The organism is Stenotrophomonas lacuserhaii (assembly GCF_039674585.1).
GTDB lineage: Bacteria > Pseudomonadota > Gammaproteobacteria > Xanthomonadales > Xanthomonadaceae > Stenotrophomonas > Stenotrophomonas pennii_A.
In genome coordinates this window covers 83,033-106,386 of sequence record NZ_JBDJNU010000002.1, presented here as the reverse complement: position 1 = coordinate 106,386, position 23,354 = coordinate 83,033, and the positions used below count along the sequence as shown (strand labels likewise).

Genomic DNA, 23,354 nt, shown 5'->3' with positions numbered 1-23,354 from the left:
AATGCGCTTCAGCGGGACCCGCGGTGGGCTGCCCGCAGCGTGCACGCCGGGCCTCGCATAATGGGCCATGCCCAGCTCTCTCGACGCCCTTCCCGCCGTCTTCGCCCCTGCCACGCGCGCGTGGTTCAGCGGCGCGTTCCCGGCCGCGACGCCAGCCCAGGTACACGCCTGGGCGGCGATCAGCCAGGGTCAGCACACGCTGGTCATCGCACCCACCGGTTCGGGCAAGACGCTGGCTGCGTTCCTGCATGCCATCGACCAGCTGTTCACCGAACGCGACCAGCAGGCGCGTGCGGGCGCGCCACCGCAGCGCGGGGCCACCCGCGTGCTGTACATCTCGCCGATCAAGGCACTGGGGGCGGACGTGCAACGCAACCTGCAGGTGCCGCTGCAGGGCGTGCGTGCCGAACGCGCGCGGCGCGGCGATCCGGACGTGGACCTGTCGGTGGCGATACGCAGCGGTGACACCACCGCGTCCGAACGCGCGCGGCTGGCGCGGCGTCCACCGGACATCCTGATCACCACGCCGGAATCGCTGTTCCTGATGCTCACCTCCAACGTCCGCGACACGCTGCGTCACGTGCATACGGTGATCATCGATGAAATCCATGCGGTCGCCGGCAGCAAGCGCGGCACCCACCTGGCCCTCAGCCTGGAGCGGCTGGAGAACCTGCTGCAGGCCCCTGCACAAAGAATCGGGCTGTCGGCCACGGTGCGCCCGGTGGACGAGGTGGCGCGCTTCCTCGGTGGCGGTCGTGCGGTCAGCGTGGTGCAGCCACCGTCTTCGCGCCAGTTGGCGATGCGCATCGTGGTGCCGGTGGAAGACATGGCCGACCTGCCCACGCAGGGGTCGGGTTCCGGCGCGGGCGAGTCGTCCACGCGGGTGGGTTCAATCTGGCCCCATGTCGAGGCCAGCATCCTCGATGAAGTGCTGCGCTGGCGCTCCACCATCGTGTTCGCCAATTCGCGCGGCGTGGCGGAAAAGCTGACCGCACGGCTCAACGCACTGTATGCCGAGCGCCTGGAGTCCGATGCGGGCGGCGGGTCGCCGGGCCAGCGCGATGCCACGGCCTTCGGTTCGTTCAATGGCGGCACGGCGGGGCGCTCCACTGGTGCCGAGCCGCTGCTGGCGCGCTCGCATCACGGCTCGGTCAGCAAGGAACAGCGGCGCGAGATCGAAGAAGCGCTCAAGTCAGGCGCACTGCGCTGCGTGGTCGCCACCTCCAGCCTGGAACTGGGCATCGACATGGGGCTGGTGGACCTGGTGATCCAGGTCGCCGCACCGCCTTCAGTGGCCAGTGCGTTGCAGCGGGTCGGGCGCGCCGGCCACCAGGTGGGTGGCATCTCCACTGGCTTCGTCTACCCGCGCACCCGGCGTGACCTGATCGATGCAGCGGTGATCGTCGACAGCATGCTGGCCGGTCGCATCGAAGCGCTGGATCCACCGCGCAATCCGTTGGACGTGCTGGCCCAGCAGACCGTGGCCGCGGTGGCGATGGACGCGCTGGACGTGGAGGACTGGTACGCCTGCGTACGCCGCGCCGCACCCTATCGCGAGCTGCCACGCAGCGCCTTCGATGCGGTGCTGGACATGCTGGCCGGACGCTATCCCTCGGACGATTTCGCCGGATTCCGACCGCGCCTGGTATGGAACCGCGACAGCGGAAAGCTCACCGCGCGCCCCGGTGCGCGCCAGCTGGCGGTGACCAGTGGCGGTACCATCCCCGACCGCGGCATGTTCAGCGTGGTGCTGCCGGAAGGTCAGGAGCGCGCCGGCTCGCGCCGGGTCGGCGAGCTGGACGAAGAGATGGTCCACGAGTCGCGGGTGAACGATGTGATCACCCTCGGCGCCACCTCGTGGCGGGTGGAACAGATCACCCATGACCAGGTGATCGTCACTCCGGCACCGGGTCGATCGGCCCGGTTGCCGTTCTGGCGCGGCGAAAATGCCGGCCGTCCGGCTGAACTCGGCGCGGCGATCGGCGCGTTCCTGGCTGACCTGGATGACGCGGCGAAGGACGAGGGCGCCGTTCCAGAGGCAGTGGCCGTACGGCTGCAGGCCAGCGGCCTGGATGCACGCGCCATCACCAACATCCTCGGCCTGCTCGGTGAGCAGCGGCAGGCGACCGGCGTGCTGCCGACGGACCGGCAACTGGTGGTCGAACGCTGCCGCGATGAACTGGGCGACTGGCGGGTGATGCTGCATTCGCCGTATGGCCGCCGCGTGCATGATCCGTGGGCGCTGGCGATCGCCGAGCGGATCCGCGAACGCTGGCACGTCGATCCGTCCGTGGTATCCAGCGAAGACGGCATCATGGCGCGCATTCCGGACAGCAGCGGGCACCTGCCGGGTGCGGATCTGTTCCTGTTCGAGCCCGAGCCGCTGCGGCGCCAGGTAACCGCAGCGGTCGGCAGCTCGGCGCTGTTCGCTGCCCGCTTCCGCGAATGTGCCTCGCGCGCGTTGCTGTTGCCACGGCGCACGCCAGGACGCCGCTCGCCGCTGTGGCAGCAGCGCCTGCGCGCGGGCCAGTTGCTGGACGTGGCGAGCGCCTATCCCGAGTTCCCGATCCTGATCGAAACCGCGCGCGAGTGCCTGCAGGATGTCTACGACCTCGATGCACTTGGTGCGTTGATGCAGCGCCTGGTCGACGGCCAGGTGCGGATCGCCGAGGTCACCACCGCCGTGCCATCGCCGTTCGCGGCCAACCTGCTGTTCGGCTACGTCGCCGAGTTCATGTACGGCACCGACGTGCCGCTGGCCGAGCGTCGCGCCTCGATCCTGTCGTTGGACAGTGGCCTGCTGGCTGACCTGCTGGGCCAGGTGGACATGGGCGAACTGTTGGATGCTGGCGTTGTCGAGCGCGTGGTGGACGAGCTGCAGCGGCTGGCGCCGGATCGGCGTGCCGCGGGCAAGGAGGGCGTTGCCGACCTGCTGCGCGAACTGGGTCCGTTGTCTGCCGGCGAGCTTGCCGTGCGGCTGCATGATGCCGATGGTGAGGTGCGCGCGCACCTGTCGGCGCTGCAGGAAGAGCAGCGCATCATCGCCGTTGTGTTGGCAGGTGAAGCACGCTGGTCGGCGATCGAAGATGCCGGCCGGTTGCGCGATGCACTGGGAATCGCGGTTCCCGAACGGATTCCCGCGGTGTTCCTGCTGCCGTCGCCGGATCCGCTGGGCGATCTGGTCGCACGGTTCGCGCGCACGCGTGGTCCGTTCAGCACGGCCGATGTGGCCGCCCGGTTCGGGCTGGGCGTCGCGGTGGCCGACAACGCACTGGCACGCCTGGCCGAGCAGGGCAAGCTGCTCAGCGGCCAGTTCGGGACCACGGCGGCAGCGCACGGCACGCCCCTGGCGCGCCACGAATGGATGGCCGAGGCGGTGTTCCGCCGGCTGCGCGTGCGCTCGCTGCAGGCGGCACGCGAAGCGACCCGACCGGTGCCGGGAACCGCGTATGTGCGCTTGTTGCTGGAACGCCACGCGTTGCTGGGATCGGCGGCCGGGCATGCCGCACTGGGTTCCGCCGTGCAGGCCACCGGCACGCTGGAAGGCAGCGAAGGCGTGCTGCGGGTAGTGGAACAACTGGCTGGCGTGCCGCTGCCTGTCTCCGCCTGGGAGAACCAGGTGCTGCCGGCGCGTGTACGGGATTATGCGCCTGCGTTGCTGGACCAGCTGCTGGCCACCGGCAGCGTGCTGTGGTGTGGGCATGGCACGCTGGGCGAGGACGATGGGCTGGTGTCGCTGCATCTGCAGGACATCTCTGCGGAGACGCTGCCGGTGATCAGCGAAGGCGCGGTGTCGCCGCTGCAGGAGGTGATCCTGTCGGTGCTGGCAGACGGCGGTGGATTCTTTGCACGGCAACTGGCGACGAGCGTACATGCCCGGATACGGGCGGCGGAGCACCCTGCAGCAGGCATCGATCTGTCGCCGGAATCATTGCATGCCGCACTGTGGGGGCTCGCCTGGCAGGGCCGCGTGGCCACGGATATATGGGCGCCGCTGCGGGCGCTGTCAATGGCCCGCGCGCCATCTCGCGCACGCGCATCGCACGCGTCGCGGCGCCGCCGCGGGTTCATGGGCGTGCCGATGGGCGATGCAGTGCCTGCCGCCGGGGTGCCGTCGTCCGGCCCGGCGACCTACGACGCGCCTTCGTTGGCCGGCCGCTGGTCGTTGCTGCAGCGGGATGCTGCCAGTGACACCGTGCGTGCGGTCGCACTGGCCGACGCCTTGCTGGATCGCCACGGCGTGGTGACCCGCGGCGCGGCGGTGGCGGAAGGCATCGCCGGCGGGTTCCCTGCGTTGCAGCAGGTCTACCGGGGCATGGAGGATGCCGGCCGGGTGCTGCGTGGCCGTTTCGTCGAAGGACTGGGCGGTGCGCAGTTCGCCGAACGCTCCAGCGTCGACCGGCTGCGCGATATCGCCGATGACACCTCGCCTGCCGCATCGCGACCGGCCATCGGCCTGTCGGCGGTGGATCCTGCCAACGCCTACGGCACGGTGCTGGCGTGGCCGGCGCATGGGGCCCGGCAGCGGCCGGTGCGCCGGGCCGGCGCGTTGGTGGTGCTGGCAGGCGGTGCGCTGCGGATGTACCTGGCGCAGGGCGGACGTTCCCTGCTGCTGTACTTCGACGGCGAGGATCCCGCTCACGCCGATCTGCTGGCTGCTTCGGCCTGCGCGCTGGCCGCGGCGCTGCGACGGGGCCGGCGCCAGTCGTTCACCCTGGACCGGATCAACGATGCGGAAATCGGCCGTGGCCGGGTTACCGAGGCACTGCGTACGGCGGGCTTCCGCAATGCACCGCGCGGGCTGGGCTGGGAGGGCTGAGCTTGCCGGCAGCAGCGCGTCCGGTGACAGTGCTCAGCGCCGCGGGCGCACCGAAACATGCAGATGGTCGGCCACGTGCCAGCGCCACGGGAAGTCCATGGCCCGGCTGATGCCGATACGCGGGCCCACCACCGGATCGCGCGGCGGCGCGGTACCATCATCGGCCACCACGATGCCGCGGTCGGCACCGACCAGATCGGCACCGTCCATCGTGCCGGTGATGCCGAAGGCCTGCGAGAGTTTCCCCGGGCCGCTGGCGAGATCGCGGTCGCGCTTCGCCTTGGGCCGGGCCTGGCGCATCGCGTCCAGGCCCAGCAGGGGCTCGGCAGCGCGCAGCAAAACGCCCACGCCCTCGCCGACCTCGCCGCAGACCGCGTTGCTGCCCCAGTGCATGCCATAGGTGAAGTACACGTACAGATGCCCCGGCTCGCCGAACATGGTGGCGTTGCGCGCGGTCATGCCTCGGTAGGAGTGCGCCGCGGGGTCTTCGCTGCCTGCATAGGCTTCCACCTCGACGATGCGTGCGGCGCGGCCATCCGCGCGCAGCAGCACTTTGTTCAACAGCTCCGGGGCCACCAGCGCGGGATGGCGGCGATAGAACGCGCGGGGCAGGACCGACCACTGCGGGGGAAGAAAATCGAGCATGCCAACAGGCTGCACCGACAGCGGTGTGCACGAAGTCAAAGCGGCGCCTGCACGGCGCAGGCATGCGCACTTCGCTTGTTGCTAACGGTCGCGGGGAGACGCTGCGGGCAGGCGTTGGGAGGACAGGCAGTGGCAACCGAGGTGCGCGTGGGATGTGCGGGGTGGTCGATACCGGGGCGCTACCGGACAGCGTTCGAGGCCGATGGCAGTGCACTGGAGCGTTACGCTTCGCGTCTGTCGGTGGTCGAAATCAATTCCTCGTTCTATCGCGCGCACCAGCCGGCAACCTATGCGCGCTGGGCGGCAGCGGTGCCGGCGCACTTCCGGTTCACCGTGAAGATGCCACGCGCCATATCGCATGAGCTGCGGCTATGCGGCACGGGTGCCTTGCTGGACCGGTTCCTGGATGAAAGCGGCCACCTGGGCGACCGTCTTGGCGGCCTGTTGCTGCAGTTGCCGCCGTCACTCGCCTTCGATGCGCGCGTGTCCTCCACGTTCTTTGCGATGCTGCGCCGGCGTACTGCCGTGCCCGTGGCGTGCGAGCCCCGCCACGCAGGCTGGTTCGATGAAGCGGCGGAGGCGTTGATGGATCGCCACGGCATCGCGCGTGTCGCAGCGGACCCGCCGCGCATGGATGCAGGCGCCACGCCCGCCGGAGCGACGTGTTGGCACTACTGGCGCTGGCATGGCAATCCGCGGACCTATTACAGCGACTATGACGAGCAGGCACTGCATAGGCTGGCGGCAGAGGTGCGTGTGGCATCCACCGAGGGGCACCCCTGCTGGGTGATCTTCGACAACACCGCGCACGGATTCGCCACGGCCAACGCGTTGCGCCTGCAGGCACTGCTGGAGGCGGCCGATGCCTGAAGGTCCTTCCATCGTGATCCTGCGTGAAGCCGCGGCGCGTTTCCGCAACCACACGGTGCGCGTGGCTTCCGGCAACAGCAGCCTCGACCTTGCCCGCATGCAGGGCCGGCGCGTGGTGTCCGTGCGCAGCTGGGGCAAGCATTTCCTGCTGGAGTTCCGCGGCTTCAGCCTGCGCGCCCACCTGCTGATGTTCGGCACCTGGCGCATCGACGAAAGGAAGCCGACGACCGCGCGTGCCTCGCTGGCCTTCGATAACGGCGAGCTCAATCTCTACACCTGCTCGTTGAAGTACATCGAAGGTCCACTCGACGATGCCTACGACTGGCGCGCGGACGTGATGAATCCCGCGTGGGATCCCAGGCTGGCACGGCGCAAGCTGAAAGCACGGCCGGACACGCTGATATGCGATGCATTGCTGGACCAGGACATCTTTGCCGGGGTGGGCAACATCATCAAGAACGAGGTGCTGTTCCGCACGCGCGTGCATCCGGCTGCGACCATCGCCAGCATCCCGCCGCGAAAGCTGGGGCAGGTGATCACCCAGGCACGCGAGTACAGCTTCGACTTCCTGGCCTGGAAGAAGGCGTACGAACTCAAGAAGCATTGGCAGGTACATACCCGGCGGACGTGTCCCCGTTGTGGCGGACCGGTGTCCAAGCAGTACCTGGGGACCACCCGGCGGCGCACGTTCTTCTGCCCGGTCTGCCAGCCGCCGCCATGAACGTGCGGATCGACGGCCAATGGTTCACCTATGTGTTTCCCTGCGCGTGGGAGGACTACTGCAAGATAGGCTTCTCGCGCGATCCACTCGGACGCATCGGTGCGCTGCACCGGCGATGGTTCGAATTCTTCGACCTGGAGAATGGGTGGCTGGTGGAAACGGAAACCCAGCGTGATGCGCGTGACCTGGAACTGGAGCTGCGCCGTCCGCTGAAGCTGCATCGTTCGCCTGCACCGTTGACCGTGCAGCAGAAGGCGGGCGGCAGGACCGAATGGGTGCGCGGCGCCAGCGAGGCGTTGGATGCGGCGGTGCACGAGTTGGCAGCGCGCGGCCATCATGTGTATCCATTGCGTCCCTGGTTGCAGGCGATGCTGCTGCAGCGCGTTGACCGGCTGTATGCGTGGTCAGCCGCGCAGCTGCCTGAAGAGGAAGGGCTGCGGCACCACCGGACCGACGTCGAGGCGGCACTGCGTGACGCGCTCGATGCGCACGCCGCCTTGGACATCGACCCGCGTCCCTGGCTGCCTGGGCACGTGGCACGCTGGTACGCCGGGAATGGGCGACGTCGCTTCTGACTACGCGGCGCGCCAGTCACGCGGACACACCCTGACATTCTTCGCCCTTCCTGCAGCACAGGCTGTGACCTTCTCCGCAGACCCATATCGCGGCGCAGGGTGAACGCAGGACGGCGTGCCACGTGAGGCTCCTTGCAGCAAGGAGTCGACGTGGACAATTCTCTCATCGGGCTGCGTGTTCTGGCCGGCCTGGGTCTCGCCGCGGCAGCGCAAGGTGCGCTCGCACAGGGTGTCACCGGTGACTGGGGCGGGCGCCGCCCGGCATGGCAGGACAATGGCATCACGCTGGATCTCGGCTACACCGTGGAAGCGGCGCGCAACACATCCGGCGGCCAGCGCCGCACCAGTGCCCATGCCGGCCAGCTGTCCGCAAGCGCACGCTTCGACCTGGATCGGTTGTGGGGCTGGTCCGGCACCCGTGCCCAGCTTTCCCTGAGCCTGCGCGACGGAGACAGCGTCACCGCCCGGGCCGGCCTGGGCAGCCTGATGGCAAGCCAGGAAATCCATGGGCGTGGCCACATCCCGCGGCTGGGCAGCCTGTGGCTGGGGCGGCAGTCCGCCGATGGCCGCTTCGATGCAAAGGCGGGCCGGCTCGCGGTGGGGGAGGACTTCAACATGCTCGACTGCGTTGCCATGAACCTGGCGCTGTGCGGTGGCCAGGTGGCGCTGTTCGGGGGCGACTACTGGTTCAATTCGCCGCTCAGCCAATGGGGCGCGGTGGTCACCTACCGGCCGCTGCCCGCGGTCTACCTGCGTGCGGCTGCATACCAGGTCAACCCCCGCTATGCCGATGAACGTGGGGGCGGCCTGCGCCTGGCACCGGCCGGCACGGTCGGTACCCTCACACCGCTGGAACTGGGCTGGGAGCCGTCATTCGATGGGCGCAAGGGTCGGTATGCGGTGGGTGGCTGGTACAGCAGTACGCCGCGTGCGGACGCGGTGCAGCCGCTACCGATGCATGCGGCCGGCGGCATGGCGTTGCTGCGTACCGGTGCCTACGGCGGATGGGCCAGCGCGCAGCAGCAGCTGACCCACGGCAACGCAGGCAGCGAATCATCGGGATTGCGGACCCAACTGGCCTTCGCACAGGGCGACCGCCGCACCGGCGACATCGACCAGATGGTCAGCCTGCAGCTGATCCAGACCGGGACGGTGCGCTCGCGGCCGGATGACCGGGTCGGCCTGGGGCTTGCCAGCACCCGGGTCAATCCGCGCGTGGCGAACAGCCAGCGACAGCGCCACGGCGGCCCGCCCGCAAGGCGCGAGCAGGTCGCCGAGGTCTTCTACGGCTGGAAGCCCGCCGCCGGAGTGGACCTGCAGCCCGGCATCCAGTACGTGCGCCACCCCGGTGGGCTGGCATCGCGCAAGGATGCGGTGGTCGTAGGCATCAAGGCGGACGTGCGCTTCTGATCCGTCTCAGCGGTCGCCGGTGTCATCATCCAGGCTGATGATGCCGCGGCGCAGGGCCATGGTGACTGCATGCGTGCGGTCACCGACGCCCAGCTTCTCCATGATGCTCTTCATGTGCGCTTTGACAGTCTGCTCGGAAATCTGCATCTGCTCGCCCACGCGCCGATTGGACATGCCGGCCGCTACGTGGACCAGTACTTCGGTTTCGCGCGGGGACAACCGGTCTTCCACCACATGGGCGGCGATGCTGGCCGCGAGCTGCGCCGGAATGGCGGCACGGCGCCCCCCGGCCACGCTGCGGATGGTGTCGATCAGCTCATGCCGCAGCATGTCCTTGAGCAGGTAGGCGCTGGCGCCGGCCTGCAGCGCACGTACCGCGCGGACGTCGCCGCGGTACGTCGTCAACACGATGACGCGGGCCTTGGGATCCCGTGCACGGATACGCATGATGGCTTCAACGCCATCGATGCCGGGCAGCTGCAGGTCCATCAGCACCACGTCCGGGCGCAGCCGCAGGTAGCTTTCCACTGCCTGTTCGCCGTCGGCGGCTTCGCCCACCAGATGCATGTCCGACTGGGTGGACAGCAGCGCGCCCAGCCCATCGCGCAGCAGCGGATGGTCGTCGACGATCAGCACGCCGATGGAATCATTGGGGTTCATGCGGGAGTTTTCCTGTTGGGCCACCAGCGTCGCCATGGCGACGGTCGCTGCCGGTAGATGCGATTGGCGGGCACCGACAGCGCGATCTCGGTGCCCAGCCCGGGACGCGACCAGACGCGCAGTTCCCCACCCAGTCGGCGTGCGCGCTCGCGCATGCCCTGCATGCCCCAGTGGCCGTCGGCGGCGCCGTGGGTATCGACCATGCCGCGACCGTCATCGCGCACGTGCAGCAGCAGGCAACTGCGCCCGTAGGCCAGCTCCACTTCGATCGCACCTGCCTGGGCATGGTGCAGGGCGTTGCGGATTGCTTCGCGGCCGATCAGGAAGACTTCTTCGGCGGCGTGGGCCTGCAATGGCGGTGCCGCACCTTCGATGGTCAGCCGCAGCGGGTTGACCCCCTCGCCGGCGAATTCCTCATGTACATGCGCCAAGGCGGTCACCAGGTCCTGGCCGGCAGCCGGGCCGTCACGCAGCGCCGCAACGCGTTCGCGGCCTTCGGCGAGGTTTTGTTCGGCCAGCTGCATGGCCGCCTCCAGGCTGCTGCGCACGGCGGGCGAGGCCTGGGCGGACTGGCTGATGGCATGCAGGCGAAGGATCAGGCCTTGGCTGCCCTGCAGCAGGGTGTCGTGCAGGTCGCGCGCGATCCGCTCGCGTTCGCCATGGCGCTCCTGCAGCCGCGCCCGCACCAGCGCGGCAAGCTGCCCACTGCGGATGCGCACGGCCATCACCAGCAAGCCCAGCACCGCCAGCACGCACAGCAGCTTGAACCACAGCGTCTGTACGAACGTGGGGGCGATCTGGAAACTGCGCACGGCCGGCGTGCTGCTCCAGACCCCGTCTTCGTTGGCGGCCATCACCTCGAAGCGATAGGTGCCGGGGACGAGGTTGGTGTAGTGCGCGCGGGTCTGGCCGCCCGCCTCCTGCCAGCTGCTGTCCACGCCGGACAGCTGGTAGCGGTAGCGGGTGCGCTCGGGCCGGGCCAGTGACAGCGCCACGTAATCGATCTGCAACTGGTCGGTGCCGGCGGGAAGCCGTAGTCCGTCATGCAGCGGTGCGTGCTGCCCATCAAAGGACACCTCGCCAATGCGCACGTCCGGCGCACGTTCATTGCGATGGGGCAGGGCGGTGTCCAGCCACGCCAGGCCCTGGTTGGTCGCCAGCCACAGCAACCCATCATCGGCCAGCATCGCCGTGGCGGTGGGGCTGCTCTGCAGGGCGATGCCCGGCATGCCGTCGGCATCGTCGAACAGGCGTGGCGACAGTGGCCGTGCGCTCGTCGCCGCCATCCGCAACGCCTCGGCGTCGGTACGCAGCAGGCCGCGGCTGCCGTTCAACCAGCGCGTGCCCGTTGCTTCACCGGCGATGCCGGTAATGCCTTCCAGCACGCCGGGGATATCGGCCTGCAGCACGTGGAAGCGCGCGCCTTCCAGTGCGGCAAGGCCGGACTCCCCGGCGACCAGCAGTTCATCGCCGCGCGCGTACACGGCGGTGACTGGACCAACATCCAGGCCCTGCGCCGGACCGTAAGCGCGTACCGAGTGGCCATCGACAACGTGCAGCGTGCCATCGTCATGCCCGACCAGCACGCGCCCGCGCTCGTCCACGCTGACCAGGCTGCAACTGCGTGCGGGCAGACGCGGATCATTGCGCCATCGACCGTCCTTGAAGTGCAGCGTGTAGGGGCCAGCGCATGCCCAGGCCTCGCCCTGCGCGGCGAAGAACACCGAATTGAAGGACTGCCCCGCAGTCCAGCTCGGCGCGGCGAACGCTACCGTCCTGCCAGCGGTACGTCGGTACAGCACGTCATCGTGGAACAGCCACAGCGGCACGGTCGACTGCAGGCTGGCGCGCTGCATGGCCGCAGGGCCAGCGTCGACCAGGGCGCGCTGCAGGTCGAACGTCCGCAGGTCGTCATCGTAGCCCTGCACCTGGCCGCCCGCGGTGCGGTACAGCGTCCGGTAGGGACCCGACGGGCCGACGTCCTGCAGCGCATGCACGCTGCGCGCGCGGAACCGGTTCAGTCCCAGGTTGGTGCCGATCCAGACGTTGCCTTCGCGGTCTTCCAGCAGCGGCGAGGCCGAGGTCGACGTCAGCCCCTGCGCGACATCGAAACTTTCCAGCTGCCCGGGCTGCGCGTCGTCGAAGCTGAGCCGGACCACGCCGCCGCTGCCGATGCGGGAGGCCCACAGGCTGCCATCGCGCGCGAAGAGCATGCGATCGGCGCGCAGGTCGGGCAGGCGCTGGGACTCGCGTTGCGCAGGCGAAAGCAGCATGCCGTGGCGTGCCAGTGGCAGGATCCCGCGACGCCGATCAGCCAGCCACAGGCTGCCGTCAGCGCGTTCGGCCAGCACCGATCGTGGTGATACCTCCACGTCGGTGGTTTCGAAGCGGCTGGCACCGCGCGGCAGACGCCACAGCCCGCCGCCGGCCAGCAGCCACAGCGTTCCCTGCTGGTCGCGCTGCAGCCAGTGCGCAGGCAGGTCGGGTACCTGCATCGCGGGCGTGGGAGGCTGCCAACGCTGCCCGTCATGCCAGCGCAGGCCGCCACTGAGCGCGGCCCACAGCCGTCCGTTGCCATCGCGCGCCATGCGCGGCACCGGGCCGCTGGGCACGTCGCGACCACTGAGGAAACTGTGCAGCCCGCCGCGTTGGAGGTGGCTGATACCAGCCTGGAAGTAGCCGATCCAGAGGCTGTCGTCGGGGTCCAGCAGCAACGACACCATGTTGGTGGACGGGAAGCTGCTGCCCGGCGGCGCCACGTCGCGCTCGAAGCGGTGGCCATCGAACCGGTACAGCCCGGATCCGGTTGCCAGCAGCAGTGTGCCCTGGCGGTCCTGCGCGATGTCCCAGACATCTCCCGGCGCGCCCTGGCCGACGCGCCAGGCGCTGTGCTGGAAGCCGGGCAGCCCGGCCTGCGCCTGCGGTGGCACCGGCAGCGCCGCACGCGCCGCCATCGGCACCGCGACCCACAGCAACACCACCCGCAGCAGGCAGGTACACAGGTGGCGCAGCAGCGGGGAAGGGGCGGGCGGCATGCCGCATTCTCGCAGGCCGGTGGCACTGGCGGCCTACCCGTTCGGGGCAGGTCGGTGGGTGCGCGATCCGGTAACCATGCAGGACGGTCCACGGGAGGGTGGAATGCAGCGTCTGTTCGTGATGTTTCCTGATCGTGCGCCAGGCATCGGCCTGCTGTGGCTGCGGCTGTGCCTGGCGGCTGCACTCTGCTGGCCGTGGCCGGTGGCGGCGTGGCAACAGTGGGTCGCCGCCTCGGCGGCGCTGCTGCTGGCCCTCGGCGGGCTGACCCCGCTGGCGGTGGCGTTGGCCACGCTGGCATTGTGGAGCGGGGGCGCCAGCATGGCGCTGGTGCTGCTGCCTGGCTGCCTGTTGCTGCTCGGCCCGGGCGCCTATTCGCTGGACGCCTGCCTGTTCGGTCGCCGTGTGCTGGTGGCGGCGCGGCGTGCAGCTCCCCCGAAAGAGTGAGCTGGTTGCCCACCCCGTCGGGGGTAGGGCGCCGGGGCGCCGGCCGTCACGCTATGCACTCCCCACCACGAGCGCCGCCGATGGCCACCGACACACCGTGCCGCGGCGCGCCTTCGGCCCTGCCTGGCCTCAATGCCGCGCAGGTGGCAGCAGTCCGGCGCGCACAGGCGTTCATGGAAAGCAACCTCGGCCAGCCGATCGACGTGGTGCAGATCGCCGCCGCTGCGTGTGTCAGCCGCTTCCACCTCGCCCGCTTGTTCCGCAGCGCCACCGGGCTCAGCCCGACCGGGTGGCTGCGCCAGCGTCGCATCGACCAGGCACGCCATTGGCTGCGTGAAGGCTCGCAGCCGGTCGGCCGCATCGCCAGCGAACTGGCGTTCTTTGACCAGAGCCACTTCACCCGTACGTTCCGCGCCGCCACCGGCTGCAGTCCGCGCTGCTACGCATCGCACGCAGCAACCCCTCACTGAGTTTTTCCCTCGTACTGGAGCCAACCGCATGAACAAGGCCACCGCCGTCCCCGGCAAGGCGCTGCTGTCCCCGACCGACCACGCGCTGGTGCTGATCGACCATCAGTCGCAGATGGCGTTCGCCACCCACACCATCGACATCTCCGCGCTGCGCAACAACGTGTCGCTGATCAGCAAGGGCGCCAAGGGCTTCAAGGTACCGGTGGTGTTGACCACCGTGGCCGAGAAGTCGTTCTCCGGTCCGCTGTTCCCGGAACTGCCGGCGATCTTCCCGGGCCAGCCGGTGTTCGACCGCACTTCGATGAACGCCTGGGAAGACCAGGGCGTGATCGATGAGATCAACCGCATCGGCAAGCAGCGCCTGGTCATCGCCGGCCTGTGGACCAGCGTCTGCATCGTCGGCCCGACCCTGTCGGCGATCGAACAAGGTTTCGAGATCCATGTCATCACCGATGCCTGCGGCGACGTGAGCGATGAAGCACACGAGCGTGCCATCACCCGCATGGTGCAGGCCGGCGCGGTGCCGATCACCAGCGTGCAGTACCTGCTGGAGCTGCAGCGCGACTGGGCGCGCGGTGAAACCTACGACCTCACCACCGGCATTGCCCGCGAGCATGCAGGGGGCTACGGCGTGGGCATCCAGTACGCCAAGACCATGTTCGGCGCACAGGAAGGCGGTCACTGAGCATGGGCAGCAGCCATGCCCTGGACGTGGCGCTGCTGATGCTGCGCGTGGCGGCGGGAGGATTCCTGCTGCCACACGCGCTGGGCAAGTTGTTTGGCTGGTTCAACGGCCCGGGCCTTGCCGGCTTTGCCGGCGAACTGCGCGGGTTCGGCCTGCCTGCCGCGGTGCCGTTGCCGCTGCTGCTGGCGGTGCTGCAGGTGCTGGCCGGGTTGGCCGTGCTGCTTGGCTGGCAGACCCATGCGGCGGCGCTGGTCGGTGCCGCCTTCATCGCGTTCACCGCATGGCTGGCGCTGCCGCGCGGTTGGTTCTGGATGCACGGCGGCATGGAGTACCCGGTGATGTGGACTTTGCTGCTGCTGTCGGTCGCACTGGCCGGTGCCGGTACGTTCTCGCTTGATGCTTTGCTTGCTTCCCCTGGAGTGCCGTCATGAGTTCCGATCCTTCCCGGCCTGGCCGCCGCGAGGTGCTGCTGGGGGCTGGCGCGGCACTCGCGCTGGGCCTGGCCGGCCGCGGCCTGGCGGCGGCTACTTCCCCCTTATCGCAGGAGCGTCGCATGAGCACGCTGGTCATCCGCAATGCCCGCATCACCACCCTTGATCCCGCACAACCGCATGCACAGGCGCTGGCCGTGCAGGACGGGCGCATCGTCGCCGTCGGCAGCGACGAGGACATCATGCGCGGCTGGTCCGCTGAGGCAACGATCATTGATGCGCAGGGGCGCCGGCTGGTGCCCGGGCTCAATGACAGCCATACCCACCTGATCCGCGGTGGACTCAATTACAACCTGGAACTGCGCTGGGACGGCCTGCGCTCGCTGGCCGATGCGCTGGCCATGCTGAAAGTGCAGGTCGATCGCACGCCCGCACCGCAATGGGTGCGCGTGGTTGGTGGCTTCACCGCTGCCCAGTTCACCGAAAAGCGCCTGCCGACGCTGGAAGAGATCAACACCATCGCACCGGATACGCCGGTGTTCCTGCTGCACCTGTATGACCGCGCGCTGCTCAACCGCGCCGCGCTGCGCGCGTGCGGCTATGACAAGAACACGCCGGATCCGCCCGGTGGCCAGATCGTGCGCGACAAGCTGGGCAATCCCACCGGCCTGCTGCTGGCCAAGCCGAACGCGGTGATCCTGTACGCCACGCTGGCCAAGGGCCCCAAGCTGCCGATCGAATACCAGGCCAACTCGACACGCCATTTCATGCGTGAGTTGAACCGGCTGGGGATCACCTCGGTGATCGATGCCGGCGGTGGCTTCCAGAACTATCCCGAGGACTACCAGGTCATCGAGCAGCTGCACCGCGATGACCAGCTCAGCGTGCGCATCGCCTACAACCTGTTCACCCAGAACAAGGGCGGTGAAGTCGGTGACTTCCAGCGCTGGAGCGAGATCCTGCAACCCCGCCAGGGCGACGACCTGCTGCGCCACAATGGCGCGGGCGAGATGCTGGTGTTCTCTGCGGCGGACTTCGAACTGTTCAACGAACCACGACCGGAGCTGCCGCCGGAACTGGAGCCGGAACTGCATGACGTGGTGCGGTTGCTGGTGGAAAAGCGTTGGCCGTTCCGCATCCATGCGACCTACGACGAAAGCATCTCGCGCATCCTGGACGTCTACGAGCAGGTCAACCGCGAGGTGCCGTTCGACGGCCTGCACTGGTTCATCGACCATGCCGAGACCATCACCCCGCGCAACATCGAGCGCATCCGCGCGATGGGCGGCGGGCTGGCGATCCAGCACCGCATGGCCTACCAGGGCGAGGCCTTCGTCGAACGCTACGGCGTGCAGGCGGCACGCCACACGCCGCCGGTGAAGCGGATGCTGGCCGAAGGCGTCCCGGTGGGTGCCGGTACCGATGCCACGCGGGTAGCCAGCTACAACCCGTGGGTCGCGCTGTCGTGGTTGGTCACCGGTCGTACCGTGGGCGGGCTGGCACTGTATGGCGATGAGAACCTGCTGGAACGCGAACAGGCGCTGCGCCTGTGGACCCAGGGCAGCGCGTGGTTCTCTGGCGATGAAGACCACAAGGGCACGCTGAAGGCTGGCCAGCTGGCCGATTTCATCGTGCTGTCGGCCGACTTCTTCCGCGTGGACGACGACCAGATCGCCGACATCACCAGTGTGCTGACCGTGCTGGGCGGACGCATCGTGCACGCCGCCGAAGACTACGATGGGCTGGCACCGGTACTGCCGCCGGCGATGCCGGACTGGTCACCGGTCAACCGCTTCGGCGGCTACCACGTCGGCGGCACGGCCACGGGTCTGGCGATGGCGCACCACCATCACCATGGCGCGCCCTGTGCCACCCACGGCGCACACGGCCATGCCGCCCACCATGCGCCACCGACCGGTGACCTGCAGGCGTTCTGGGGTGCCATGGGGTGTTCGTGCTTCGCGTTCTGATCCTTGCCGTGCTGGCACTGCCTGCGCTGGCACAGGCGCGGGCGCAGGCCGGCTGCGAGGCGGGTCATTGCAGTGCGCTGGGCAACGGCGACCTGCAGTGGGACGCCTCGCTGCGGCTGCGTGGGATGTACTTCGACCCCACCCGCTTCGGCATTGGCGGCAGCGAAGATGGCTATGGCCTGCTGCGCGCGCTGGGATCGGCGACGTATCGCCGCGATGACTGGCAGGCACGCCTGCAGCTGGGCGTGCATGCCGAACAGGGACGCGCCGGTGGGCCCGGTGGCACCGATCAAGGCGCGCTGGACGTGCAGCAGGCCTACTGGCGCTGGCAGGGGCAGAATGCTTGGCTGCAGGTGGGACGGCAGGAAGCCAGCTACGGCAGTTCGCGGTTGCTGTCGGTGCGCGATGGACCGAACATCCGGCTGGCGTTCGATGGCGTGCGGCTGGGCTGGCGTGGCGCAGCCGGCCGGCTGGATCTGCTGGCGCTGCGCGCGGTGGACAACCGCCCCGGCGCGTTCGACGACCGCAGCGAGCCGGGCGCGCACCTGTGGGGCGCGTACGCGACCAGCGCCGTACAGGGCCGTGGCGGGCAATGGGATGCCTACCTGCTGGATTACCAGCGCGACGGCGCACGCTTTGCCGACGGCAACGGCCGCGAACGGCGGCAGACGTTGGGCACGCGCTGGTTCGGCCAGGCCGATGCACTCGACTGGAACCTGGAAGCGGTGGCGCAGCGCGGGCATCTGGATACCGTGGCGCAGCGACTGAACATCCGGGCCTGGACGCTGGCCAGCGATACCGGCTGGCGCTGGCACCAGGCGCCGCTGCAGCCGCGGCTGGGGGTGAAGCTGGACATCGCCAGCGGTGACCGCGATGCGGGCGACGGGCGCCTGCAGACCTTCAACGCGCTGTACCCGAAGTCGTCCTATTTCAGCGAGGCCAGCCTGCTGGCGCCGGCCAACCTGCTCGACGTGCAGCCGACCCTGGACCTGCAGCTCAGCGAACGCCTCAGCACCCAGCTGGGCGTGCAGCTGGCCTGGAAACAACAGCGCAGCGATGCGGTGTACACCACGCCCGCACCGCTGCTGCCGTTGCCCGGCAGTGCCGGTGGCGCGCGCCGCATCGGCACCCAGTACAAGGCCGAAACCCGCTGGCAGGCCAGCGAGGACTGGCTATGGCAATGGCAGCTGGCGTGGGTGGATGCCGGTCCGGCACTGCGCCAGGCCGGTGGCCGCAACACTCTTTTTGCCTCCATCGTAGGAGCGTGGCAATGGTAAACACCGCTTCCCCCGCTGCACCCGGCGCCTGGGCGCCGCTGCAGATCAGCATGTTCCGCGCGTTGTGGCTGGCCATCATGGGCAGCAACATCGGCACCTGGGTCAACGACGTGGCCGCGGCCTGGGTGATGGCCGAACGCACCGGCTCGCCGCTGATGGTCGCGCTGGTGCAATCGGCCACCACCGTGCCGATCGTGCTGCTGGCACTGGTGGCCGGCACCCTGGCCGACATCGTCGACCGTCGCCGCTACCTGCTGGCCACCCAGGGCTGGATGCTGGCGGTGGCCGCCACCATGGCGGTGCTGACCCACCTGGACATGCTCAGCCCGACCCTGCTGGTGGTGCTCACCTTCTGCATGGGCTGCGGCGCGGCGATGGCGATGCCGGCGCAGGCGGCGATCGTGTCCGAACTGGTACCGCCGCCGATGCTGGCCTCGGCCGTGGCGCTGAACTCGATCGGCATCAACATCGCGCGGTCGCTGGGCCCGGCCATCGGCGGGGTGATCGTCGCCCAGCTGGGAGCGACGTGGGCCTTTGGTTTCAATGCGATCAGCTTCGCCGCCATGCTGGTGGTGCTGCTGCGCTGGAAGCGCGATCCGAAGGTCTCCAGCCTGCCGCCGGAGGGCTTCGGCGCCGGGCTGAAATCCGGCCTGCGCTATGCCAGCCGGGCCGGCCACCTGCAGGCGGTGCTGATCAAATCCGCAGGCTTCTTCTTCTTCGCCAGCGCCATGACCGCGCTGTTGCCGGTGGTGGTGCGCGGACAGATGCAGGGCGGGGCAGGGCAGTACGGCATGTTGCTGGGCTGCGTGGGCATCGGCGCGGTCAGTGGTGCCCTGCTGCTGCCGAAACTGCGCGCGCGGCTGGACCGTGACCTGCTGGTGCTGCTGGCCACGCTGGCACTGGCGCTGAGCCTGGTCGGGCTGGCCCTGCTGCGCAGCTGGGTGCTGTTGCCGCTGGCGATGCTGGTCAATGGCTTTGCCTGGATCACCGTGCTGTCCTCGCTGCAGATCGCCGCGCAGACCGCGGTTCCGGCGTGGGTGCGGGCGCGTGCGCTGGCGCTGTACATCATGGTGTTCTCGCTGGGCATGGCCGCCGGTGGGCTGTGCTGGGGCGCACTTGCCCAGCGCAGCACGCCCACCCTGGCGCTGCTGGTGGCGGCGGTCGGTTCGGTGGTGGCGGGGTTGCTGGTATGGCGCGTGCGCATCTCCGGCACCGAAGAACTGGACCTGCGTCCGGCCGGCCACTGGCCTGCACCGGAACTGTCGGTGGCGGTGGCGCATGACCGCGGCCCGGTGCTGGTGACGGTGGAGTACCGCATCGACGCCGCCGACCGCGCGGCGTTCCATGCGTGCATGCGCCTGCTGGGACGCGTGCGCCGCCGCGATGGCGCGGTGCTGTGGGGCGTGGCCGAGGATGTCGCCAGCCCTGGCGTGCACCTGGAGTACTTCGTCACCGCGTCGTGGCTGGAGCACCTGCGCCAGCACGAACGCATCACCTCCGATGACAAGGCCGTACAGGAGCAGCTGCGTGCATTGCACCGGGGCGAGCGGCACCCGGTGGTACGTCATTTCGTCGGCGGCAGCGATGCCCTGGAAGCCGCCGTGCCGCATACCCACAGTGACATCTGACCCACTGTTCCATCCACTTCGACAGGAGCCAACCACATGAGCCACTTCGTTACCGTCAAAGACGGCGCCCGCATCTTCTACAAGGACTGGGGCACCGGCCAGCCGATCGTGTTCGCGCATGGCTGGCCGCTCAGCTCCGACGCCTGGGATCCGCAGATGCTGTTCATGGGCCAGAACGGCTTCCGCGTCATCGCCCACGACCGTCGCAGCCACGGACGTTCCAGCCAGACCTGGGACGGCAACAACATGGACACCTACGCCGACGACCTGGCCGCCGTGCTGGAGCAGGCCGAGGCCAAGGACGCGATCCTGGTCGGGCACTCCACCGGTGGTGGTGAAGTGGCGCATTACGTGGGTCGCCACGGCAGCAGCCGCGTCGCCAAGGTGGTGCTGGTCGGTGCGGTGCCACCGCTGATGCTGCAGACCGCCGGCAACCCGGAAGGCACGCCGCTGGACGTCTTCGACGGCATCCGCAAGGGCACCGGAGGTGACCGCTCGCAGTTCTTCCAGGACCTGGCCACGCCGTTCTTCGGTGCCAACCGCGATGGCAACGCGGTCACCCAGGGCATGCGCGATTCGTTCTGGCTGCAGGGCATGCTGGGCGGCGTGAAGGGCCAGTACGACTGCGTGCGTGAGTTCTCTGAAGTGGACTACAGCGAAGACCTGAAGAAGATCGACGTGCCGACGCTGGTGATCCACGGCGACGACGACCAGATCGTGCCGATCAAGGCCGCTGCCGAGAAGTCGATCAAGCTGCTCGCCAACGGTACGCTCAAGGTCTATCCGGGTGCGCCGCATGGCCTGACCTCGACCCACGCCGATCAGTTCAACGCCGACCTGCTGGCCTTCGCCAAAGCCTGATCAAGGTCCCGCACGAGCGATACAACGAACTGGCCGGAGCGTGCGAACGCTTCGGCCAGTTCGTTTCCGGCCTTGCCGGAGCGCGGTGAGGTACGCAATGACCGGGGTGCCGCGGCGAACCAGGCCACAGCATGCGCCGTGCGCTGTCATCGATGCGACTTGCGGCGCTGTTACAACGAGCAGCGTCGCGCGGGAAGCGCGGCACATGCCGGCAACAGCGGATTAAAGTCCGGCCAGGGCAGGCCGATACCGATGCGTCATTCCGCCTCGGATCCTGTCATGCCGGCTGCCCCCCACATCCTGCGTTCCGCCTCCCTCCGCCTGCGCCGCCTTGCGGCGCGCGCGTGGCCTTCCCTGCAGCACCTGGCCCGGCTCAGCGTGGCCGCCAAGATCAAGGCCAGCCTGCTGGTCTGTGGCCTGGGCCTGGTCACCATTGCCGCGATGTACGGCTGGACCAGCCACGGCAGCGAACGTGCCGCACAGAGCTTCGCGGTCTACCAGCAGGGCACCGGACTGGCCGCCACGCTGGCCGCCGACATCGCCGAAGCCAGGCGGCTGCAGACCCAGTATGCACGCAGTTTCGATGCTGCCGACCGCGATGCGCTGCAGCTTGCCCAGCAGCGCCTGCGGGCCACCTTGCAGCAGCTGCGGGCGCTGCCGATGGATGCGACGCGCCGGCAGGCATTGGCCGAACTCACCACCCAGGCCGACGCGTTCGCCGAAGGCATCGCCGCGCTCAACGCGCGCGTGGATGAAATGGGACGTGGTGACGAAGCGATGTCGGCGCAGCTGGCGCAGGCGGCCGACGCCGTGCAGGCGGCGGTGGACGCAACGCAACGCCCGCTGCTGGCCCTGCACGTGCAGCGGATGCGCCGGCAGGAAAGCCTGCTGCTGCTGAGCGGTGACTCCCGGCATGCCGACCGCGCCAGCGAGGAAAAACTGCCGTTCGATCTCGCGTTGGCGGGCCTGCCGGACGATGCGCAGCAGCAGTTGCGCGATCTGATGGATACCTACCAGAGCGCCCTGCTGACCTACACCGCCGCTCGCATGGGGCTGGACGTGGAGGCGCAGTCACTGGTGGATACAGCGGCCAGCATCACCCCGGCGCTGCAGGCCTTCCAGCAGGCGCAGGCGGCCAGCCTGGAGCAGGCGCGCTCCCGCCAGCAGGCCCAGGCCACGCGTCTGGGAGTGCTGTTTGCCGCCTCGCTGCTGACGGTGGCCGTGGTGCTGATCGGCACGCTGTTGATGGTGCTGCACGCCGTGCGCCGGCCGATCCAGGACACCCTGCGCTTCGCCCAGGATATTGCCGAGGACCGGCTGGACACCGTGTTGCGCGTGCATAACCCGCACGATGAAATCGGCCAGCTGGCACAGCGGCTGGGCCACATGCAGCAGCAACTGCGTGCACGCATCGAGCGCGAACGGGCGGTGGCGCAGGAGAACGCGCGCGCCCGGCAGGCACTGGACAGTGCCTCGACCGGCCTGATGGTGGTCAATCCGCAGGGCGAAGTAACCCATGCAAACCCGGCGTTGCTGCAGACTCTCGGTGCCGGACACGGCGAGGTGCTGGGAAAGGCTGCGGACAAGCTGCATCCCGCGCTGGCACGGATCCACGGCAGCGGTCGCCGGGAGTACGACATCCAGCACGCCGGCACGACCTGGCAGCTGGTGACCACGCCGATCTTCGAGGCCGGCCAGTCGCTCGGCGAGGTGGTGGAGTGGCGCAGCCGTGCCCTGGAAGTGCTGCTGGAAACCGAAGTCGGCGCGCTGGTGGATGCGGCGGCCCAGGGTGAGCTGGCCGGCCGCATTCCGCTGCAGGGAAAGCAGGGCTACGTGCATCGCCTGTCGGCCAGCATCAACCACCTGCTGGCGACCTTCGAACACAACCTCGGCGACCTGCAGGCACTGCTGGCGGCCCTGGCGCTGGGCGACCTGCGCGTACGCATGGAGGGTGACCTGGACGGGGTGTTCGCGCGCATGCGCGACGACGCCAATGCGACCGTCGACCAGCTGGCGGGCATCGTCGCGGGCATCCAGCAGGCGGCGCGTTCGATCGGCGATGCCGCCGGTGAGATCAGTGCCGGCAACGCCGATCTGTCCACCCGCACCGAACTGCAGGCGGCCAACCTGGAAGAGACCGCCGCGTCCATGCACGAGCTGACCGATACCGTATCGCGCAATGCCGATGCCGCCGGCCAAGCCGACACACTGGTACGCGCCAGCGCGGCCGTGGCCGCGCGCGGTGGTGAGGCGGTGGGGCAGGTGCAGCGTTCGATGCAGGACATCAGCGCGTCGTCGCGACGCATCGGCGAGATCACCGCGCTGATCGACGGCATCGCCTTCCAGACCAACATCCTGGCGTTGAATGCCGCCGTCGAGGCGGCACGTGCCGGCGAGCAGGGTCGCAGTTTCGCCGTGGTCGCCAGTGAGGTGCGGCTGCTGGCGCAGCGCAGCGCCGATGCCGCCAGGCAGATCAAGGGACTGATCGAGGACTCGGTGCAGCAGGTGGGGCAGGGCACGCGTGCGGTCAGCCAGGCCGGTGCCACCATGGAAGAACTGCAGGCCAGCGTGCAGCAGGTGGCCCCGATCATGGCGCAGATCCGCGATGCCTCGCTGGAGCAGCGCAACGGCATCGGCCAGGTCAACCAGACCATCGTGCAGATGGACGCCAGTACCCAGCAGAACGCGGCGATGGTGGAAGAGGCCACGGCCTCGGCGCGTGCACTGGAAGCGCAGGCGGAGGTGCTGGCCGAGGCGGTGGCGGTGTTCCAGCTGCGCGGTGCCGGCGATGTGCGGTCGGCGCCCCTTTCCCCGTCGGGAAAAAGGACGCCGGTCGTGGGCTGAGTCCGCCG

17 protein-coding genes are annotated in these 23,354 nt (G+C 69.1%); 14 read left to right on the top strand and 3 right to left on the bottom strand.

Annotation, left to right across the window (positions count from 1 at the left end):
- Window positions 1-67: 67 nt before the first annotated feature.
- Window positions 68-4,819 carry an ATP-dependent helicase gene (locus tag ABE522_RS01240; protein WP_346590007.1) on the top strand — a complete coding sequence of 1,584 codons (4,752 nt, stop codon included), beginning with the start codon at window positions 68-70 and terminating at the stop codon, window positions 4,817-4,819.
- 33 nt (window positions 4,820-4,852) lie between these two features.
- Here ABE522_RS01240 and ABE522_RS01235 read toward each other — a convergent pair whose 3' ends face one another.
- The gene (locus tag ABE522_RS01235; RefSeq protein WP_346590005.1) at window positions 4,853-5,464 is read right to left on the bottom strand and encodes a DNA-3-methyladenine glycosylase; all 612 of its coding nucleotides are present in this window, start codon (window positions 5,462-5,464) and stop codon (window positions 4,853-4,855) included.
- A 114-nt stretch (window positions 5,465-5,578) separates the two neighbouring features.
- Here ABE522_RS01235 and ABE522_RS01230 point away from each other — a divergent pair, with 114 nt between their 5' ends.
- The 4 genes from ABE522_RS01230 (at window position 5,579) to ABE522_RS01215 (ending at window position 9,040) form a co-directional block, all read left to right on the top strand.
- Window positions 5,579-6,334: a DUF72 domain-containing protein gene (locus ABE522_RS01230; protein ID WP_406846277.1), complete on the top strand. Its 756-nt coding sequence runs from the start codon at window positions 5,579-5,581 to the stop codon at window positions 6,332-6,334.
- Window positions 6,327-7,055, top strand: coding sequence for a DNA-formamidopyrimidine glycosylase family protein (locus tag ABE522_RS01225; protein WP_346590002.1), 729 nt, complete (start codon window positions 6,327-6,329; stop codon window positions 7,053-7,055). The genes ABE522_RS01230 and ABE522_RS01225 overlap by 8 nt, the downstream gene beginning before the upstream one ends.
- Complete coding sequence (locus tag ABE522_RS01220) at window positions 7,052-7,630, top strand: GIY-YIG nuclease family protein (RefSeq protein ID WP_346590000.1); 579 nt, start codon at window positions 7,052-7,054, stop codon at window positions 7,628-7,630. Before ABE522_RS01225 ends, ABE522_RS01220 begins: the two co-directional genes overlap by 4 nt.
- A gap of 150 nt (window positions 7,631-7,780) precedes the next feature.
- Window positions 7,781-9,040 (top strand): carbohydrate porin, encoded by a 1,260-nt coding sequence (locus ABE522_RS01215; RefSeq protein ID WP_346589998.1) that lies wholly within the window; start codon window positions 7,781-7,783, stop codon window positions 9,038-9,040.
- 6 nt (window positions 9,041-9,046) lie between these two features.
- On the opposite strand, the gene ABE522_RS01210 is transcribed toward ABE522_RS01215, so the two are convergent.
- Together ABE522_RS01210 and ABE522_RS01205 are read right to left on the bottom strand one after the other, a co-directional pair.
- Window positions 9,047-9,700 (bottom strand): response regulator transcription factor, encoded by a 654-nt coding sequence (locus ABE522_RS01210; protein WP_346589997.1) that lies wholly within the window; start codon window positions 9,698-9,700, stop codon window positions 9,047-9,049.
- Complete coding sequence (locus ABE522_RS01205) at window positions 9,697-12,735, bottom strand: sensor histidine kinase (protein ID WP_346589996.1); 3,039 nt, start codon at window positions 12,733-12,735, stop codon at window positions 9,697-9,699. Before ABE522_RS01205 ends, ABE522_RS01210 begins: the two co-directional genes overlap by 4 nt.
- 103 nt (window positions 12,736-12,838) lie before the next feature.
- On the opposite strand from ABE522_RS01205, the gene ABE522_RS01200 reads away from it, so the two are divergent.
- The 9 genes from ABE522_RS01200 to ABE522_RS01160 all read left to right on the top strand — a co-directional run bounded on the left by ABE522_RS01200 (window position 12,839) and on the right by ABE522_RS01160 (window position 23,346).
- Window positions 12,839-13,180 carry a hypothetical protein gene (locus tag ABE522_RS01200; protein WP_346589994.1) on the top strand — a complete coding sequence of 114 codons (342 nt, stop codon included), beginning with the start codon at window positions 12,839-12,841 and terminating at the stop codon, window positions 13,178-13,180.
- Between the two features lie 80 nt (window positions 13,181-13,260).
- Window positions 13,261-13,650, top strand: coding sequence for a helix-turn-helix transcriptional regulator (locus ABE522_RS01195; RefSeq protein ID WP_346589993.1), 390 nt, complete (start codon window positions 13,261-13,263; stop codon window positions 13,648-13,650).
- A 28-nt stretch (window positions 13,651-13,678) separates the two neighbouring features.
- Complete coding sequence (locus ABE522_RS01190) at window positions 13,679-14,335, top strand: hydrolase (RefSeq protein WP_346589992.1); 657 nt, start codon at window positions 13,679-13,681, stop codon at window positions 14,333-14,335.
- Window positions 14,336-14,337: 2 nt separating this feature from the next.
- Complete coding sequence (locus tag ABE522_RS01185; protein WP_346589991.1) at window positions 14,338-14,766, top strand: DoxX family protein; 429 nt, start codon at window positions 14,338-14,340, stop codon at window positions 14,764-14,766.
- A 122-nt stretch (window positions 14,767-14,888) separates the two neighbouring features.
- Complete coding sequence (locus tag ABE522_RS01180; protein ID WP_346590106.1) at window positions 14,889-16,736, top strand: amidohydrolase; 1,848 nt, start codon at window positions 14,889-14,891, stop codon at window positions 16,734-16,736.
- Window positions 16,715-18,013, top strand: a complete 1,299-nt coding sequence (locus ABE522_RS01175; RefSeq protein WP_346589990.1) for an alginate export family protein — start codon at window positions 16,715-16,717, stop codon at window positions 18,011-18,013. Before ABE522_RS01180 ends, ABE522_RS01175 begins: the two co-directional genes overlap by 22 nt.
- A complete protein-coding gene (locus ABE522_RS01170) occupies window positions 18,007-19,641 on the top strand; it encodes an MFS transporter (protein WP_346589989.1) in 1,635 nt (544 codons plus the stop codon). Before ABE522_RS01175 ends, ABE522_RS01170 begins: the two co-directional genes overlap by 7 nt.
- Before the next feature lie 36 nt (window positions 19,642-19,677).
- Window positions 19,678-20,502: an alpha/beta fold hydrolase gene (locus ABE522_RS01165; protein WP_346589987.1), complete on the top strand. Its 825-nt coding sequence runs from the start codon at window positions 19,678-19,680 to the stop codon at window positions 20,500-20,502.
- 279 nt (window positions 20,503-20,781) lie between these two features.
- Window positions 20,782-23,346, top strand: a complete 2,565-nt coding sequence (locus tag ABE522_RS01160; RefSeq protein ID WP_346589986.1) for a methyl-accepting chemotaxis protein — start codon at window positions 20,782-20,784, stop codon at window positions 23,344-23,346.
- Window positions 23,347-23,354 lie beyond the last annotated feature (8 nt).